The sequence below is a fragment of the Halopseudomonas oceani genome (genome assembly GCF_002903165.1).
GTDB lineage: Bacteria > Pseudomonadota > Gammaproteobacteria > Pseudomonadales > Pseudomonadaceae > Halopseudomonas > Halopseudomonas oceani.
In genome coordinates this window covers 115381-133246 of the sequence record NZ_PPSK01000006.1, presented here as the reverse complement: position 1 = coordinate 133246, position 17866 = coordinate 115381, and the positions used below count along the sequence as shown (strand labels likewise).

Genomic DNA, 17866 nt, shown 5'->3' with positions numbered 1-17866 from the left:
GTTGTCCTACCCGCGCTCAGCAAGGCTGAGGGTGCGCGGTCGTTCCAACCACCCGCCTTCTCCGTCCGGCACGATTTCCACTACATCAACGCGATTTTCTTCAATCCCGGTGACACGCCCATGATTACGCCCCAGATAGTCCCCCACCTTCACCCGGTGAACACTACCTGCGCCCGTGATCAGCGCCTGCATACCGTCGGCATTGCTGATGGTGCCGACCATCTGGAAACTTTCAATGTTGAAACCTTCAAGGAACTGCTTGACGCGATTCTCATCAGGCTTGATGTCTTGCGACCCTTTCTGCCGCTGCGACAGATCAATTTTGATCGGCGGCTGGAACGGGCTGCGCAACGACGCCGCGCTGTAGGTAAATGCCTCGTAGGGCTCAAACCGCGGCAGAGGATCGATCTTGCCTGCTGGCCGCGCCCGCACCTCATCCATGAAACGCTGGAGATCAGAGAAGTCGTTACCGCCACAACCGCTGAGCGACAGCGCCGCCAGCACGGCCAAACCGGTCATTCGTTTGGTCATTTTCATTGCTGACCTCCGGCTTCGTTATAGCGGTAGGTCTTCGCGACAATATTCATTACCAGCAGATCCGGGTTACCCGAACTAACTGGCTTGATGTTGAAGTCCCCAAGGGTCACGATTCGCGGCAAACCCGCGACACCGCTGACGAAGGTAGCGAGGTCATGGTAACTGCCCCGCACCACGATATTGATTGGCAGCTCGACATAAAACTGCTTGGCCACCTCGGGACGCAAGGTAATCGACTCGAACTCCAGACCGCTGTTCAAGCCCATCTGGGTGATATCCTCCAGCAGCCCCGGCACTTCGCTGTCTTTAGGCAACTGCTTGAGCAACCCGCTGAATCGCTCTTCAATTTCAGCCAACTGCTCCTTGTAGGCTTCGAGGTTGGCCGCCCTGAAGGACTTGTCCTCGAACTCCTTGCGCAGCGTGACCTCTTGCGCCTGCACCCTTTCCAGGCCCGCTTTGAGGTCCTTGAGGTGAAATTGGTAACCCGCAGCCAACAGAGCGACAAAGACCACGATACAGACGATGACCTTGAGCGCGCCCGGCCACGAGCCGATATTGTTGAAGTCCAGGTCATTAAAATCGACCTTCTTCAAGCTCTCCATAGATTGAGCGAAACTCATTGCTGCTGCTCTCCCTCAGCGGCACCGGCTCTGGGCTCGGTTTGTTTTACGGTCAACTCAAACACGTTGGCCTGATCCAGAGCACCCGAGGTAACCGCCTTGACGGCAGTCAGGTTCGGAGCGGCCAGCCAGTCAGACGCATCCAGCTGACGCATCAGATTAGACACACGACTGTTGGACTCAGCCCCCCCCTTGATAGAGATGGAACTGCCCTTCATTCCAACGTCAGTGAAGTAGACTCCGTCGGGCAGCGTGCGTGCCAGCTCGTCAAAGACTCGAACAATGATTGGCCGCTTGCCCTGCAGATCCTGAATAATCTTCATCCGATCCAGCAACTGGGCACGACGAGCCTGAAGCTGCTCAATCTCCTTGATACGCCGCTCTAGCTGAGCAATTTCACTCTTGATGAAGGCGTTACGCGCGTTCTGATTTTCGATCTGCCCGTTGACGTACCGGTCTCCCAGAAACACCAGCGCACCGGCAAACAGAACCACCAGCGCCAAAATTGTCAGAAATTCCTTTTTTCTTTCTTCCCTTAGCTGCTCGCGCCAGGGCAACAGGTTAATGCGAGCCATCAGTCAAAACTCCTCATTGCCAGACCACACGCAATCATCAGGGCCGGCGCATCGTTGCTCAGGGCAACCGCGTCAACCTTGTTGGACAGGGTCATATTTGCAAAGGGGTTGGCAACCAGAGTGGTGGTACCAATTTTCTGCTGTACCAGCTGATCCAGCCCTGGAATCGAAGCGGTACCACCGGCCAGCAGTATGTAATCAACATCGTTGTACTGGCCACCCGCGAAAAAGAACTGAAGCGAGCGCGAAACTTGCTGAACCACCGCATCCTTGAAGGGGCCCAGCACTTCGACTTCATAGTCGTCCGGCAGGCCGCCCTGCTTCTTGGCCAGCCCAGCTTCCTCCTGGGACAGGCCGTAACGGCGCTGAATCTCATCTGTCAGTTGCTTGCCGCCGAACAGCTGCTCGCGACTATAAATGGTGCGCCCACCGCTAAGCACGCTTAGCGTCATCATCGTGGCGCCGATATCGATCACCGCGATGGTCAGGCCATCATCGCCGCCATCCAGCTGACCGATTACCAACTCACACGCCCTTTCCATCGAGTAGGCTTCAACTTCAACGATCTTGGCGGTCAGCCCGGCCAACGCCAGAGCCGCTTCGCGAATATCGACATTCTCACGACGACAGGCCGCTAGCAGCACTTCTTCTCTGGCAGGATTTCGGGGAGAGACACCCTGAACCTCGAAGTCAATTGCCACTTCATCGAGCGGGTAGGGAATGTACTGGTCGGCTTCGATCTTGATCTGTTCTTCCATCTCATCAGGATCAAGCCCGGCATCCATTTCGATCACCTTGGTGATGACCGCGGACCCGGCTACCGCAACGGCGCCCTGTCTGAGAGATGACTTTGATCGCGCGAGAACCTTTTCCAGCGCCTGTCCGACGCCTTCCAGTTCGACGATATTTTTCTCAACCACCGACCCGGCGGGGAGAGGTTCGACCGCATAGGCCTCGACCTTGTAGCGGCCACCGGAGCGGCTGAGTTCAAGCAGCTTCACGGTGGTGGAGCTGATGTCGATGCCCAGCAGCGTATTCGCTTTTTTCTTGAAGAGCCCTAGCACAGCCAATTTCCTATCAGCATCCGACACTTACGGACGGTTTATGTTTTCCTACATTAAATAACAGGACTTGTACAAGCGCAAATGGCTAAAACAAAAAAAATACGCTTATAATGCAGACTGTTATCCCGTTCTCGTTTAGCAATCCTGCTAACGTTCTAATTAATCAGGGAATTCCGCATCCCTTATGCGACTGCTGAAGTTTTTATTTTGGTCAGCCCTAGCGCTGGCATGCGCCCCAGCCATGGTTCTCAGCGGCGTTGCGCTCTATTTGAGCCCATCGCTTCCTGACGTCGAGTCCCTCCGTGACGTCGAACTGCAGACTCCGTTGCGGATATATAGCACAGATAACCGACTGATTGCAGAGTTCGGCGAAATGCGCCGGTTCCCAATCAATTACGAACAGATTCCGCCGGACTTCGTCCATGCGCTGCTTGCCGCGGAAGATGACAACTTCCTGAATCACCACGGCGTTGACCCGATGGGGCTGTTGCGGGCTGCAGCAGAGCTGGTTCAGACCGGCCACATTCAGACCGGCGGCAGCACCATCACCATGCAGGTCGCAAAAAACTATTTCCTGTCCAGCAAACGCGTGTTCTCACGCAAGCTGAACGAAATCCTGCTCGCTCTTCAGATCGAACGCAACCTCAGTAAGCAGGAAATCTTCGAACTGTATGTGAACAAAATCTATCTCGGCAATCGCGCCTATGGCATTGAGGCTGCGGCCCAGGTCTATTACGGCAAGTCGATCAACGAGCTGCCGCTCGCGGACCTGGCAATGATCGCCGGCCTGCCCAAGGCCCCCTCTCGCTACAACCCGATTGCCAACCCCGAACGCACCAAGGTACGTCGCGACTGGATTCTTGATCGCATGCTGACGCTTGGCTACATAGATGAAGCCAGCTATCGCGATGCTGTCGCCACTCCGATTACCGCACGCAACCACGGCGCCAACCCGGAGATGGAGGCGCCCTACATCGCTGAAATGGCACGTCTGGAAATGGTCGAGCGCTACGGTGACGACGCCTACACTCAGGGGTTCAACGTCTACACAACTGTCGACAGCCGCTTGCAAGAAATGGCCAACAGCGCCTTGCGCGACGGCCTGCAGGAATACGATCGCCGTCATGGCTACCGGGGCCCGGAGTCACGCAACCCCGACATCACACTGGAGCAGGGCCTGTCTCTGCTGAACGGCTACCGCAGCACCGGCGGGCTTGAGCCCGCCCTCGTCGCTGCAGTGAACGACGACAATGTCGAGATACGCCTGCGGCGCGAGCAGGCCGGCATCATTGCCTGGGATGATATGAAGTGGGCTCGCCCCTATCTTAGCGCCAACGGCATGGGACCGCGCCCAAGCAAGCCCTCGGATGTGCTCCAGCCAGGTGACATCATTCGCGTGACCCGCCTCGAAGGCGATAATTTCGGTCTGGCGCAGATACCAGAGGCACAGAGCGCGCTGGTCGTGCTTGGCCCGCATGACGGCGCAATCAAGGCATTGATTGGAGGCTTCTCGTTCCTGCAAAGCAATTACAACCGGGTTACCCAGGCACGCCGCCAGCCAGGCTCCAGCTTCAAGCCCTTCCTGTACTGCGCAGCACTGGACAACGGCTACAACCCAGCCAGCATGGTCAACGACGCACCACTGATTTTCGTCGACGACTACCTTGATTCAATCTGGCGCCCGCAGAACTCGGGCGGTGACTTCCTCGGCCCAATCCGCCTGCGCGAAGCGTTGTACCGCTCACGCAACCTGGTATCCATCCGTCTGATGCAGGACCTTGGTGTCGATAAGGCGCTGAGCTATATCGAACGATTTGGCTTCAGCCGCCAGGAGCTACCTCGCAACCTGTCCGCTTCGCTCGGCACCCCCGAGCTGACACCGCTCCAAATCGCTCAGGGCTACACCGCTTTTGCCAACGGCGGTTATGCGGTCAAACCCTACCTGATCGAACGCATCGAAGACCGCTACGGCAAGCTGATCGACTACGCCCGGCCGGCGGTAACACCCGAGCTGACGGAAGAACAGACCGCGCGCCTGCAAGCCTACGCCGAGCGAATGGAGGCAGAGCAATCAGACGAGCCCTCTGCCGCAGAGCGTATCGTCGATGCGCGCACCATCTATCAGCTCGACAGCATGCTGCGGGATGTCGTGCGGCGTGGTACCGCCGTCCGCGCCCGCGCGCTGGGACGTAACGACCTGGCCGGCAAGACCGGCACTACCAACGACCAGAAGGACGCCTGGTTCTCCGGATTCAATCCGGACCTGGTAGCCACGGTCTGGGTAGGCTTCGACCAACCGGCCACCCTTGGTCGCCGCGAGTACGGTGGCACCGCTGCGCTGCCAATCTGGATGCGGTTCATGGGCCCGGCGCTGGAGGGGGTTCCTGAAAACTTGCCCCGCATGCCGAGAGGCCTTGTCACCGCGCGCATAGACCCGACCACCGGCCGCAGCGCGCCGCCCGGTACCGACGGCGCTTTCATGGAAATCTTCAAGCAGGAAGAAGCGCCGCCGCCCTATAGCGAGCTGGAGATGGGCAGCTACAGCAATGGCGACGGCAGCGTCTCGCCACTCGAGTTGTTCTGAGCCAACGCATGGACCTGGCGCCGCAACCAGCGGTTGACCGGGTCATGCTCCATGCCCTTGTGCCAGTAAAGCGTCAGTCCAATCTCCGGTAGTGGCAACGGCATGTCCAGCAGTCGATTACCCAGCGGTCGGTTGATCAACTCGGCGTGACGCCGCGACATGGTCAGCAGCAATGGCGTCTGCGCTACCACCAGACTCGCCGCCTGATAACTCTGGCACTGCTGCACCACATTGCGCATCAGGCCCAAATGCCCCAGCGCCAGATCCTCATAGGACAGCCCTCGCCGCCAGGACGCCACTGCAATGTGCTCGGCAGCCATGTAGCTGTCGGCCGTCAGCTCGCCCTCAAACTGCGGCCCGGCCACCACGCACAGCGGTTCCTTGACCAGTTGCATCTGCCGCAGACTGGCGTCCGCCGGTCGCGCGATCTGCACAGCGAGGTCAATCCGTCCCGCGGCTAATTCCAGCTTCAGCTCAGACCAGCGCACACCCACGGTGCGCACCCGGCTGCGCGGCGCCAGTTCACGTAGCCGGGTCATCAGTGGCGGGATCAAAACGGGTTCAAGCTGTTCCGGCAGGCTAATAGTAAAGGTACGGGCATCCTCCTGCGGATCAAACTGCTGCAGATAGCCGAGGCTTTGCTGCAGCCGACTCAGACTGTCGATAATCCCGGGCGCCAGCCGCATTGCCGCGGCGGTCGGGGTTACGCCGCGGCCTTCGCGTACGAACAGAGGATCGGAGAAGTGCTCACGCAGCCGTGCCAGCGAGTGGCTGACAGCAGACTGGCTGACATGCAGCACCGCCGCCGCACGGGTCAGGTTACGCTCGCGGTAAACCACCTCAAATACCCGAAACAGATTGAGGTCAATCCGGGCCAATGATGGGGAATCATTCTTTTCACTCATCAACAAACACCTACACCATGGGCTATAGGCCCGAGATTACGCGCCTGCAGCCAAATCATGAATAGCAATCATGGTTCTGAATGAATATTGATCGCTTCTTATCCGCCTCGACAGCTCCTAAGCTTGAGCGATAACAACAGCAAGAGGCACGGACATGCACGAGCAGGACTATCTCGATACCCTCAAGGCGATTCAGACCAAGGTCTGGCCGGCAGGCAAACCGACCACAACGGTCTACCCGCAGGGCGAACGTCCGCTGACCGAGTACCTCTCCCACTGGGCGCGCACCACGCCAGACCGGGTTGCCGTGCATTTCTATGGCCACCAACTGACCTACGCGGAGCTGGATGACCTGAGCAACCGTTGCGCCGCCCTGTTGCAGGCCCAAGGCATCAAGCCGGGTGACCGGGTCGCGGTGTTCATGCCCAACTGCCCGCAGCTGCATATCGCTTTCTACGGCATTCTCAAGATGGGCGCGATCCACGCCCCAGTCAGCCCGATGGCAAAGGGCATGGAACTGAGCTACCAGCTCGACGATTGTGGCGCCCGCGCCATCATCTGCTTCGACCAGTTGCTACCGGTGGTACGCGAGATTCGCGAGCAGACCGCGTTAGAGCAGGTGTTTTCCACCAGCCTGTCCGAACTCTGCCCGGCCCAGCCGCCGATTCCGGTACCGGACCTGCTACAGGCACCCAAACTGCCGGTCACTGACAACATCGACCTGATGTCCGCACTGGCCGCCACAGATCCCGCACCGCAGAACCTGCCCAAGCTGAATCTGGACGATACCGCCGCGCTCAACTACACCGGCGGCACCACCGGTCTGCCGAAGGGCTGCATTCATACCCACGGTGACATGCTCTACACCTGCGCCAGCTTTGTTCCGGTCGCCATGGGTTTTGACGAGGAGCGCATCGGCCTGAACTTCATGCCGGAATTCTGGATCGCCGGCGAGAACTCCGGCCTGCTGTTCCCGGTGTTCGCCGGCACCACGCTGGTGTTGCTGGCCCGCTGGGACGCGCTGACCTTTATGAGCGCCGTGCAACACTACCGGGTTACCCAGACCGGTCTGCTGGTCGACAGCACCTCCGAGGTGCTCGATCACCCGCAGGTCGGCGAGTTTGACTTCAGCTCGCTCGAGACCACCAGTTGCGTCTCCTTCATCAAGAAGCTGACCCCGGAATACCGCCGCCGCTGGCGTGAGCTGACCGGCTGCACCCTGTTCGAAACCAGCTTCGGCATGACAGAAACCCACACCTGCGACACCTTTACCGCCGGCCTGCAGAATGACGACTTCGATCTGAAATCCGAGCCCACCTTTGTCGGCCTGCCGGTGCCCGGTACCGAGTTCAAGGTCTGCGACTTCGAGACCGGTGCGCTGCTGCCGCTGGGTAGCGAAGGCGAGCTGTGTCTGCGCAGTCCGTCGCTGCTCAAGGGCTACTGGAACAAACCCGACGCCAGCGCCGAAGCACTGCGCGACGGCGGCTGGCTACATACCGGCGACAGCGGCGTGATCACCGAGCAGGGCTTTATCCGCTACCTCGGCCGGCGCAAGGAGATGCTCAAGGTCAACGGCATGAGCGTATTTCCCAGCGAGCTGGAAGCCATGCTCGGCCAGCACCCGGACATTCTCGCCTCAGCGGTCATCGGCAAGCCCGACCCGCAGCGCGGCCAGACGCCCCTTGCCTTCATCATCACCAAACCTGGCAGCCAGGCCAGCGCCGAGTCGCTGCGCGACTGGTGCAAGCAGGCGATGGCAATCTACAAGGTGCCGGAGATTCGGCTGGTCGATACACTGCCGATGACCGCGACCGGCAAGGTCAAAAAACAGGAACTACAGGACTGGATCAACTAACCCATGGCATTCAACCGCATTCTCATCGCCAACCGTGGCGAAATCGCCATTCGCCTCGCTCGCGCCATCGCTGACTGCGGCGCCGAGAGCGTCGCCATGTACGCCGAAGATGACGCCCAGTCGCTGCATGTACGCAGCGCCGATCAGGCCATCGCCTTGCGGGGCCAGGGTGTTGCCGCCTATCTGGACGCCGCCCAGCTGATTCGCATCGCCAAGGAGCAAGACTGCGATGCGATCCACCCCGGTTACGGTTTCCTCAGCGAAAACGCCGACTTCGCCCGCGCATGCCAACAGGCCGGAATCACCTTTATCGGCCCCGCGCCTGAGGTGCTCGACACCTTTGGCGACAAGGCCAGTGCGCGTCGACTGGCGCAGCAGCAGGGTGTGCCCCTGACCCAGGGCACCAACGAGCCGACCACGCTGGAGCAGGCCCGCGACTTTATGCAGTCGCTCGGCGAGGGCGCCGCGGTGATGCTGAAAGCCTTGGCTGGCGGCGGCGGACGCGGCATGCGCGCGGTGCACAACCTTGCCGAGCTGGACGACGCCTTCGCCCGCTGCAGCTCCGAGGCCACCGCCGCCTTTGGCCGTGGCGATCTGTATGTCGAACGACTGATCCGCCGCGCACGTCATATCGAAGTGCAGATCATCGGCGACGGCACCGAGGTTGCCCACGTCTGGGAGCGCGACTGCACCCTGCAACGCCGCAACCAGAAACTGCTGGAAGTGGCGCCTGCGCCGAGCCTTGACCCCGCTGTGCGCGAGCAACTGCACGCCGCCGCCTGCACCCTAACCCGCGCGGTTGGCTACCGCGGCCTGTGTACCGTCGAGTTTCTGCTCGACGAGGAGCGCGGCGATTTTGTCTTTATGGAAGCCAACCCGCGCATTCAGGTTGAACATACGGTAACCGAGGCGGTGACCGGTCTGGATCTTGCCGTAACGCAGATTCAGCTCGCCGCTGGCAAGACCCTGGCAGAGCTGGGCCTGACCCAGGCCGACATCCCCGCCGCCCGCGGCTTTGCCGTGCAGCTGCGCATCAATCTGGAAAGCATGGCCGCCGACGGCAGCACTCGCCCGGCCGGTGGCACGCTCAGCGCCTATCAGCCACCCAGTGGCCCGGGCATCCGCGTCGATGGCTACGGCTACGCCGGCTACACCACCAGCCCGCGCTACGACTCCCTGCTGGCCAAGCTGATCGTGCACGCGGGCGGTGACTATCCGAACACCCTGCGCCGCGCCTACCGTGCGCTGTGCGAATTCCGTCTGGAGGGCGCCGCCAGCAACCTGCATCTGCTGCAGAACCTGTTACAGCACCCGCAGGTGCAGAGCAACGACGTATCCACCGCCTTTATCGAAGCCGAAGCCGCCAGCCTGACTGCCGCCCACGCCAGCGCCCACCCGCATCGTTTCTTCCAGAGCGGTACCGGCAGCACCGCCGCCAATCACACGCAGACCGACGCTCCGGCCGGCACCGAGCCACTGAACGCGCCGGTACAGGGCGTGCTGGTCAGCCTCGATGTGCAGGTTGGCGACAGCATCGCGGTCGGTCAGCAGGTCGCGATCATGGAAGCCATGAAGATGGAGTTCGTGGTCAAGGCGACCCAGAGCGGTATCGTTCGCGCGCTGGCGGCCAACGCCGGCGACAGCCTGTTCGAAGGCAGCGCCCTGCTCTACCTGGAGCCGGCCGAGGTCGCGGGCAACACCCAGCAGGACGAAGAGACCGTCGCCATCGACCATATCCGCGCCGACCTGCAGGAAGTGCTGGAGCGCCGCGCCGAGCTGACCGACGAGCGCCGCCCGGAGGCCGTCGCCAAGCGCCGCAAGACCGGCCAGCGCACCGCCCGCGAGAACCTCGCCGACCTGCTCGACGACGGCAGTTTTATCGAGTACGGCGGCTTTGCCCTCGCAGCCCAGCGTTCACGCCGCACGCACGAAGAGCTGCTGAAGATGAGCCCGGCGGACGGCCTGATCAACGGCATCGGCACCATCAATGCCGACAAGTTTGGCGAGCACGCCGCCCGCTGCATGGCGCTGTCCTACGACTACACGGTGTTCGCCGGCACCCAGGGCGTCACCAACCACAAGAAGACCGACCGCATGCTCGAGCTGGCCGAGCAGTGGAAGCTGCCGCTGGTGTTCTTCACCGAGGGCGGTGGCGGCCGCCCGGGCGATATTGACAAGGTCGGCGTGGCCGGTCTGGACTGCACCACCTTCATGCGCATGGCGCGGCTGTCCGGCATGGTACCCACCGTCGGCATCGTTTCCGGCCGCTGCTTCGCCGGTAACGCCGCGCTGCTCGGCTGCTGCGACGTAATCATCGCCACCGAGAACGCCACCATCGGCATGGCCGGGCCAGCGATGATCGAGGGCGGCGGCCTCGGCCGCTTTACCCCGGAGCAGGTTGGCCCGACCAGCATGCACGGCCCGAACGGGGTGATCGACGTGCGGGTACAGGACGAAGCCGAGGCCACCGCGGTGGCCAAGCAGTACCTGTCCTACTTCCAGGGTGATATGACGGACTGGGAGGCGGCGGACCAGCGCGAGCTGCGCCACCTGATTCCGGAAAACCGCCTGCGCGTGTACGACATTCGCAAGGTCATCGAAACCCTCGCCGACCGCGATTCGGTGCTGGAGCTGCGCCGCGAGTTTGCGCCGGGGCTGATCACCGCATTGATTCGTATCGAGGGCCGCGCCTTCGGTCTGATCGCCAATAACCCGATGCATCTGGGCGGCGCCATTGATGCCGTCTCCGGTGACAAGGCGGCGCGCTTCATGCAGCTGTGTCAGGCCCACGGCTTGCCGATGGTTTCGCTGTGCGACACCCCCGGCTTTATGGTCGGCCCGGACGCCGAGCAGCAGGGCACCGTGCGCCATGTGTCGCGCATGTTTGTCACCGCCGCCAGCCTTAGCATCCCGTTCTTTACCGTGGTGCTGCGCAAGGGCTACGGCCTGGGCGCGCAGGCAATGGCAGCGGGCAGCTTCCACGCACCGATGTTCACCATCGGCTGGCCAAGCAGCGAGTTCGGTGCGATGGGCCTGGAAGGCGCGGTGCGTCTGGGCTACTCGAAGGAACTGGCCGCCATCGAAGACGAGGGCGAACGTCAGGCGACCTTCGAGAAACTGGTCGCCGAGCTGTACCAGCGCGGCAAGGGCATCAGCATGGCCAGTTTCCTCGAGATCGACGCCGTGATCGACCCGCTGGAAACCCGCGACTGGCTGATGCGTGGCCTGCACTCGGCCCCGGACGAGGCGCTGAAGAAGGGCACACGTCCGTTCGTCGACACCTGGTAACCCGAGACTGTTGCTGTTTAGTTCACCCGCCTGCCTGCCGGAGGCTAGTTTTCGGCCAGGCAAGGCGGAGGGAGTGCAGTGTGGTCATCCCACATAAGCGACCGACAACGCAGCATGGCCGAAAAATAGCCCCGGCCCTTAGCCAATACGCAGGTGGCGAGCCTCCGGGACCGTCACCTGCTGATGGCTGACTATTACGATAATGCCCTGCTCGCGCCGACGCAGCAGGGACGCCAGCACCCGCTCGCGGGTATCAAAATCCAGCCCGGCAAAGGGCTCATCCAGCAGCAGCAACGGCCGTTTGGTCAGCAGCAAGCGAGCCAAGGCGATACGCCGCGCCTGCCCACCGGAGACCTTGGCACCAAACTCGCCCAGCGTGGTGTTCAGGCCATGCTTGCGCCCGCGCACCCAGTCAGCCAGCGCGACATCGTTCAGCACCTGCCAGAGTGTCTCGTCGGTGGCCTCGGGATCAGCCAAGCGCAGATTCTGCGCCAGTGTCATGTCGAAGATATCCAACTGCTGCGGCAGATAGCCGATCAGCTCACGCAGATTCCAATGCTCAAAGCCCTGCCCGTTGATCAGCCGTTCACCAGTGAACGCCAGCGGCTCGCCCGCCAGCACCTGCAGCAGGGTGCTTTTGCCGCCGCCGGACGGCCCCTCGACCAGCAGCACGTCGCCCTGATGCAGGGCGATGGACACATTTTCCGGGCCGTTCAGCGCGCCGGGCATTCTGGCGCTCAGGCCAGACAGCACCAGGCTAAGTGGCTGCTCAGGCAGCGCGGTTGCGGTGCCGGCAAGGTCGGTCTCGGCGGCGGCCAGCTGATTCAACCGATCCCGCGCCGCCTGGCTGAAACCCAGCGAAATAAAGCTCGCCGCCAACGGCAGCAACGCTTCGGCCAGCCCCATTACCGACAGCAAGGCGGCCAGCAGCCAGGGCACCGACAACGCCCCCTGCTGCAACAGCGCATGCCCCTGCCAGAGCACCGCAAGCAACGCCAGCGCCAGGCCCAGTTGCTGCCCCAGCGCCGTCAAACTGACCAGTTTCTGCTGGCGCAAGCGCTGCGCCAGCCACTGATCATCCTGCTGCAGAAATGCCGACTGCTGATCGTCCCAGCGCTGCCACAACAGTAGAGAGGTCAGCAGCTGCAGACGGTCGAGCAGAAACTCGCGGCGCTGTTCGGCCAGTTCGGCATCACGGCGGGCCAGGCGGGCAGCCAGCCGTCCACCGAGCCTCGGCACCACCAGCCAGGCCAGCAGCAACCCCGGCAGCGCCGCAACCGCCAGCGAGGTGTCGAGCAGCGCCAGCCAGCCAAGCACCAGCAGCGTCAGTACCGATGCCCAGAACCAGGGCGCAACAAAGCGCAGCGGGAAAAAGTCGAGCAGATCGATATCGGCGACCAGCCGGTGCATGGCGATGGCCGAACGCGCTGCGGGCGTCAGCCTGCGCTGCCCGGCAACGCGGGCAAACAGGCGGGTGCGCAGGTCCTTGAGCAGGGCCAGCGCAGCGTTGTGCGAGGCCAGCCGTTCGGCATACCGGCCTGCCGTGCGCACGATGGCGAAGAAGCGAATGATCGCCGCCGGGCGGAAGTAGTCGAAACCGTAGGCCGCTACCGTGGCCAGCCCGGCCAGCGCCGCCGCGCTGATAAACCAGCCGGAGGTGGCCAGCAGGCCAATGGCCGACAACAGCGTCACCGCGCCGAGAAACAGCGCCAGACTCCACTGCCCGAGGCGGCTGCGCAGCAGGGTCCGCAGACGAATGGGTTGCTCAGACATCAGCGCCCTCCTCGCGATGCTCATGCCGGCCGAGCGTCACCACCCGATCAGCCCAATCCAGCCCCTGCAGATCATGGCTGACCAGCAGCAATGTGCGCCCCCGACTCAGGCGTTCGAGTAGCGCGTGAATCAGCTCGGCGGTATCGGCGTCCAGGTGCGCGGTTGGCTCATCCAGCAGCCAAACCGGGGTATCGCGCAGCAGCAATCGCGCCAGTGCCAGCCGACTCAACTGCCCACCCGACAGCCCCAGCCCGCGCTCGCCCAGTTCGGTCTCCAGCCCCTTCGGCAGTTGGCGAATCAACGGCCAGAGCGCGACCTGCTCCAGCACAGCGATCAGCTCGGCGTCAGTGGCCGCGGGCGCGGCAAGGCGCAGATTGTCGGCGATGCTGCCGTGCAGTATCGGCACCTGCTGGGCCAGATAACCAACGTGCCTCAGCCAGTCCGGTCGCGACAGATCCAGCAGCGAGTGACCATTGATCAGCAGCTCACCCTGCCAGGGCACAAAGCCCAGCAGCGCTTCGAGCAGGCTGGACTTGCCGCTGCCGCTGGCGCCCTGCAGCACCACCCGCTCGGCCGCCTGCACACGCAGATCGAGCGGCACCAGGCGACCCTCAATTGCCAGTTGATGACAGTCGATACGCGGCGCGGCGCTGAGCGTCACCGGCTCACGCCCCGGGTGCGCCCACACCTGTTGATTGAGCAGCGGCAGCAGCTCGGTCATCGCCCCTTCGGCTTCCGCCTTGGCGTGGTAATCCGCGCCGAGCTGACGCAGCGGCGCATAGAACTCCGGCGCCAGCAGCAGGATAAACAGCGCGCCCAGATAGGGAACCGGAATCTCGCCCTTGGCCCAGGGCAAAATGCCAAGCAGGCCAAGCCCCAGGTAGAGCGCCACCAGCGCGATCGCCAATGAGGCAAACAACTCGAGCACTGCACCGGAAAGAAAGGCCATACGCAGCACCCGCATGGTGCCGGCACGGTAGTGCTCGGCGGCCGTTTCAACCTCCGCCTCGGCTGCAGGCAGTGCCCCCAGATGGCGCAGCGTCCAGCTGCCGCGCAGCAGGTCACTGAAGCGCCCGCTCATCCGCGCCAGCGCAACGAACTGGCGCTGACTGGCCGAGGCCGCGGCCTTGCCCAGCAGAATCATGAACACAGGCACCAGCGGTGCCGTCAGCAGCAACAACACCGCCGCCAACGGGCTGAAAAGAGCGGTACAAACCACCAGCAGCAGCGGCACCAGCAGCACCAGCTGGCGCTGCACTCGATAACGGCTGATATAGCCGTCCAGCGCCTCGACCTGCTCCAGCAAACGGCTGCCGAGTTCCGCGTCAGCGCCCAGTTGCGCCCGCGCAGGCCCCAGCGCCGCCAGACGCTGCAACAAGGTGCGCCGTAGCTCGCCACGGGCGCGCAGGCTGGCCAATTGGCTTGCCTGCTCGCGGCCATACTGCAGCAGCGGACGCAGGATCAGACAGAGCGCCAGCCAGGGCAGCAACGCGGTCAGCAACTGTGCCTGCGTCTCGCCCAGCCCGCCCTGCTGCCAGGCCACCAGCCAGCCGGAAAACAGCTGCGCCAGCAGCCAGCACTGCCAGACAAAAAGCCCCGCTGCCGCCAGCGCGAACAGCAGGGCCAGATTGAGCAGGGAAGCCTGCGGCGCCAGCAGCCGGGTCAGCCAACTGCTGGCACTACGCGGATCAATCTCAGTCGACTTGATCTTCTTCTCCTACATAGCCGTTGAGTTCCAGCCACATGGCATTGACGATGCCAAACGCAGAGGCCAGCAGTACGCCGAGAATCCAGGTGAAATACCACATAGTATTGTCCTTCCCTTCAGTACAGGCTGTGAGTGTTGTCGCGAATATGCTGCTCGTTCAGACGGCCGCGCATCACGAAGTAACCCCAAGCGGTGTAGCCAAGAATCAGCGGAACAAACACACAGGCCACCCAGAACATGATGAACAGCGTGCTTTCACTGGCGGTTGCGTCCCACATAGTCAGACTGTGGTTCGGCATGCTTGAGGACGGCATGACGAAGGGGAACATGCTGATGCCGGTAGTGACCAGCACCATCGCCATCGCCAACCCGGAGCTGACAAACGCCATGGCGTGCGCCCGCGCCTTGCTGAACAGCGCACAGAGCACGAAGCAGATCACGCCAAGCGCCGGTACGGCCCAGAGCAGCGGCACCTTGCCATAGTTGATGAACCAGGCACCGGAAGCCACTTCCACTGTCTTCTCAATGGTGCGGTTACCGCCATTGGTGTCGATCACGCTGGTGACGATATAGCCATCAACACCCAGCCACAGCCAGATCCCGGCCATGACGAAGACCACCGCACAGGCCAGTGCCATCAGTGACGAGATCGCCTCAGCGCGGGCCTTGATCTGCCCTTCGGTCTTGAGCTGCAGGTAGGTCGCACCGTGGTTGACGATCATCAGCAGACTCAGCACGCCGGCCAGCAGCGCAAACGGGTTGAGCAGTGCCCAGAAGCTGCCGGTGTATTTCAACCGAAGCAAATCGTCAAAGTGAAACGGTACGCCTTGCAGCAGGTTGCCAAATGCCACACCAAAGATCAGTGCAGGAACGGCTGAACCGGCGGTCAGTGCCCAGTCCCAGCGGCTGCGCCATTGCTCATTATCGATCTTGGAGCGGTATTCAAACGCCAGCGGGCGCAGGAACAACGCAAACAGGGTCAACATCATGGCGATATAGAAGCCACTGAATGAGGCGGCGTAGACCGTTGGCCAGGCTGCGAACAACGCGCCACCAGCGGTAACAAGCCAGACCTGGTTACCGTCCCAGTGCGGCGCGATCGAGTTGATCATCACCCGGCGCTCGTCGTTGTTCTTGCCGATAACCTTCAGCAGCGCAGCAACACCCATGTCAAAACCATCGGTTACCACAAAGCCAATCAGCAGAACCCCGATCAGCAGCCACCAGATGAACCGTAATGCTTCGTAATCCATGATCAGGCCTCCTGTGCTTCGGCAGTTTCCAGGTCATAGCGACCGGTGTGCAGGCTCGATGGCCCCTTGCGCGCGTACTTGGTCATCAGCCAGATCTCGATGATCACGAAGATGCTGTAGAGCACGGCGATCGAAATCAGGGTAAACAGCACATCGCCGGGACTCAGTTGCGACACAGCCAGGTGGGTCGGCAGGATCTCACCGATGGCCCACGGCTGACGGCCGTACTCGGCGACGAACCAGCCCATTTCACTCGCGATCCACGGCAGCGGCAGGCTGAACACGGCAAACTTGAGCAGCCACTTCGGCTTGTCGACAGTGCGGCGTGCGCTATGCCAGAAGGCACAGGCAAACAGCAGCAGCATCAGGAAGCCGCAGGCAACCATGACCCGGAAGCTCCAAAACAGCGGCCAGACCTTCGGCACGGTCGCCTCAACCGCGTTGGCGATTTCTTCCGGAGTTGCGTTCAGCACATCATCGGTGTAGCCGCTCAGCAGCAGACCGAAGCCGAGATCAACACGCACCTCATTGAAGCGATCAACCGTGGCAGAGGACTTGTCGCCAGCGCGAATGCGCTGCATCAGGTCGTAAGCTTCCTGCCCGCGGATAATGCGTTGCAGGTTCTCTTCCTTGATCTGCTGCAGCCCCTTGACCTCTTCGTCCAGCGAGCGGGTCGCGATCAGGCCGAGTACCGCCGGAATCTTCAGCGCATAGTCGGTGCGCTGCGCTTCCTCGTTGGGAATGCCGAACAGCGTAAAGGAAGCAGGCGGAACCTGGGTTTCCCACTCGGCTTCAACGGCCGCCAGCTTGACCTGCTGTACCTCGCCAACTTCGTAACCGGACTCGTCACCCAGCACGATGACCGACAGCGCGCTAGCCAACCCGAAAGCTGAGGCAATGGCAAAGCTGCGGCGGGCAAAGGCCAGATCGCGGCCCTTGAGCAGGTAGTAACTGGAAATCGCCAACATGAAAATGGAGCCAGTCACATAGCCTGCGGAAACGGTGTGGACGAACTTAACCTGGGCGACCGGGTTGAGCAGTACCTCAGCGAAGTCGGTCAACTCCATGCGCATGGTCTCGATATTGAACTCCGAGCCCACCGGATGCTGCATCCAGCCGTTGGCAACCAGAATCCACAGCGCCGACAAGTTGGTCCCCAGGGCCATCAGCCAGGTCACCGCCAAGTGCTTGACCTTGCTCATGCGCTCCCAGCCGAAGAAGAACAGACCGAACAGGGTAGACTCGAGGAAGAAAGCCATCAAGGCCTCGATCGCCAGCGGCGCACCGAAGATATCCCCGACGTAATGCGAGTAGTAGGACCAGTTGGTACCAAACTGGAACTCCATCGCCAAGCCAGTGGTAACCCCCAGCGCGAAGTTGATACCGAACAGCTTGCCCCAGAACTGGGTCATGTCGCGGTAAATGGTTTTGCCGGTCATCACATAGACCGACTCCATGATCGCCAGCAGGAAAGCCATACCCAGCGTCAGGGGGACAAACAAGAAGTGAATCATCGCCGTCAAGGCGAACTGCATTCGGGAGAGCTCTACGATATCCATCTGCGTACTCCGCTCGGAGAAGTCATCATCAGGTCAATTCGGCACTGCAGACAGGCCCGGTTACCCAAGACTGCCACTACAGTGTGCCGTAATCATCGCTCCTGCGGCGATTGGGCGAATTGACGCACAGCAAGCAGAACGCAGA

13 protein-coding genes are annotated in these 17866 nt (G+C 61.9%); 3 read left to right on the top strand and 10 right to left on the bottom strand.

Annotated elements, in window-relative coordinates; all coding sequences use genetic code 11:
• Positions 1 to 6: 6 nt before the first annotated feature.
• Genes pilP through C1949_RS08780 form a run of 4 tightly spaced genes read right to left on the bottom strand, consistent with a single transcriptional unit; the run spans position 7 to position 2796 of the window.
• Positions 7 to 519 (bottom strand): type 4a pilus biogenesis lipoprotein PilP, encoded by a 513-nt coding sequence (gene pilP, locus C1949_RS08795; protein WP_104738154.1) that lies wholly within the window; start codon positions 517 to 519, stop codon positions 7 to 9.
• A gap of 14 nt (positions 520 to 533) precedes the next feature.
• Positions 534 to 1157, bottom strand: coding sequence for a type IV pilus inner membrane component PilO (locus tag C1949_RS08790; protein ID WP_104738106.1), 624 nt, complete (start codon positions 1155 to 1157; stop codon positions 534 to 536).
• Entirely contained in the window at positions 1154 to 1732 is a 579-nt protein-coding gene (locus C1949_RS08785; protein WP_104738105.1) for a PilN domain-containing protein, read from the bottom strand. The genes C1949_RS08790 and C1949_RS08785 overlap by 4 nt, the downstream gene beginning before the upstream one ends.
• Positions 1732 to 2796, bottom strand: a complete 1065-nt coding sequence (locus tag C1949_RS08780) for a pilus assembly protein PilM (RefSeq protein WP_104738104.1) — start codon at positions 2794 to 2796, stop codon at positions 1732 to 1734. The genes C1949_RS08785 and C1949_RS08780 overlap by 1 nt, the downstream gene beginning before the upstream one ends.
• A 184-nt stretch (positions 2797 to 2980) precedes the next feature.
• On the opposite strand from C1949_RS08780, the gene C1949_RS08775 reads away from it, so the two are divergent.
• The gene (locus tag C1949_RS08775) at positions 2981 to 5380 is read left to right on the top strand and encodes a penicillin-binding protein 1A (RefSeq protein WP_104738103.1); all 2400 of its coding nucleotides are present in this window, start codon (positions 2981 to 2983) and stop codon (positions 5378 to 5380) included.
• Here the strand turns inward: C1949_RS08775 and C1949_RS08770 are convergent.
• Positions 5335 to 6285 carry a LysR family transcriptional regulator gene (locus C1949_RS08770; RefSeq protein WP_104738102.1) on the bottom strand — a complete coding sequence of 317 codons (951 nt, stop codon included), beginning with the start codon at positions 6283 to 6285 and terminating at the stop codon, positions 5335 to 5337. The two genes, C1949_RS08775 and C1949_RS08770, sit on opposite strands and share 46 nt — an antisense overlap.
• Before the next feature lie 154 nt (positions 6286 to 6439).
• Between C1949_RS08770 and C1949_RS19410 the strand changes: the two genes are divergently transcribed.
• Together C1949_RS19410 and C1949_RS08765 are read left to right on the top strand one after the other, a co-directional pair.
• Positions 6440 to 8140, top strand: coding sequence for an AMP-binding protein (locus tag C1949_RS19410; RefSeq protein WP_170063036.1), 1701 nt, complete (start codon positions 6440 to 6442; stop codon positions 8138 to 8140).
• 3 nt (positions 8141 to 8143) lie between these two features.
• Entirely contained in the window at positions 8144 to 11428 is a 3285-nt protein-coding gene (locus C1949_RS08765; protein ID WP_170063035.1) for a carboxyl transferase domain-containing protein, read from the top strand.
• Between the two features lie 138 nt (positions 11429 to 11566).
• Here the strand turns inward: C1949_RS08765 and cydC are convergent, their stop codons facing one another.
• The 5 genes from cydC to C1949_RS08740 all read right to left on the bottom strand — a co-directional run bounded on the left by cydC (position 11567) and on the right by C1949_RS08740 (position 17721).
• Complete coding sequence (cydC, locus tag C1949_RS08760) at positions 11567 to 13201, bottom strand: thiol reductant ABC exporter subunit CydC (RefSeq protein ID WP_170063034.1); 1635 nt, start codon at positions 13199 to 13201, stop codon at positions 11567 to 11569.
• Positions 13194 to 14828, bottom strand: a complete 1635-nt coding sequence (gene cydD / locus C1949_RS08755) for a thiol reductant ABC exporter subunit CydD (protein ID WP_268236198.1) — start codon at positions 14826 to 14828, stop codon at positions 13194 to 13196. Before cydD ends, cydC begins: the two co-directional genes overlap by 8 nt.
• Before the next feature lie 67 nt (positions 14829 to 14895).
• Positions 14896 to 15009 (bottom strand): cytochrome bd-I oxidase subunit CydX, encoded by a 114-nt coding sequence (gene cydX / locus C1949_RS08750; protein WP_096004427.1) that lies wholly within the window; start codon positions 15007 to 15009, stop codon positions 14896 to 14898.
• 16 nt (positions 15010 to 15025) lie between these two features.
• Positions 15026 to 16165 (bottom strand): cytochrome d ubiquinol oxidase subunit II, encoded by a 1140-nt coding sequence (gene cydB / locus C1949_RS08745; RefSeq protein ID WP_211287112.1) that lies wholly within the window; start codon positions 16163 to 16165, stop codon positions 15026 to 15028.
• Positions 16165 to 17721, bottom strand: coding sequence for a cytochrome ubiquinol oxidase subunit I (locus tag C1949_RS08740; RefSeq protein ID WP_170063033.1), 1557 nt, complete (start codon positions 17719 to 17721; stop codon positions 16165 to 16167). Before C1949_RS08740 ends, cydB begins: the two co-directional genes overlap by 1 nt.
• Positions 17722 to 17866 lie beyond the last annotated feature (145 nt).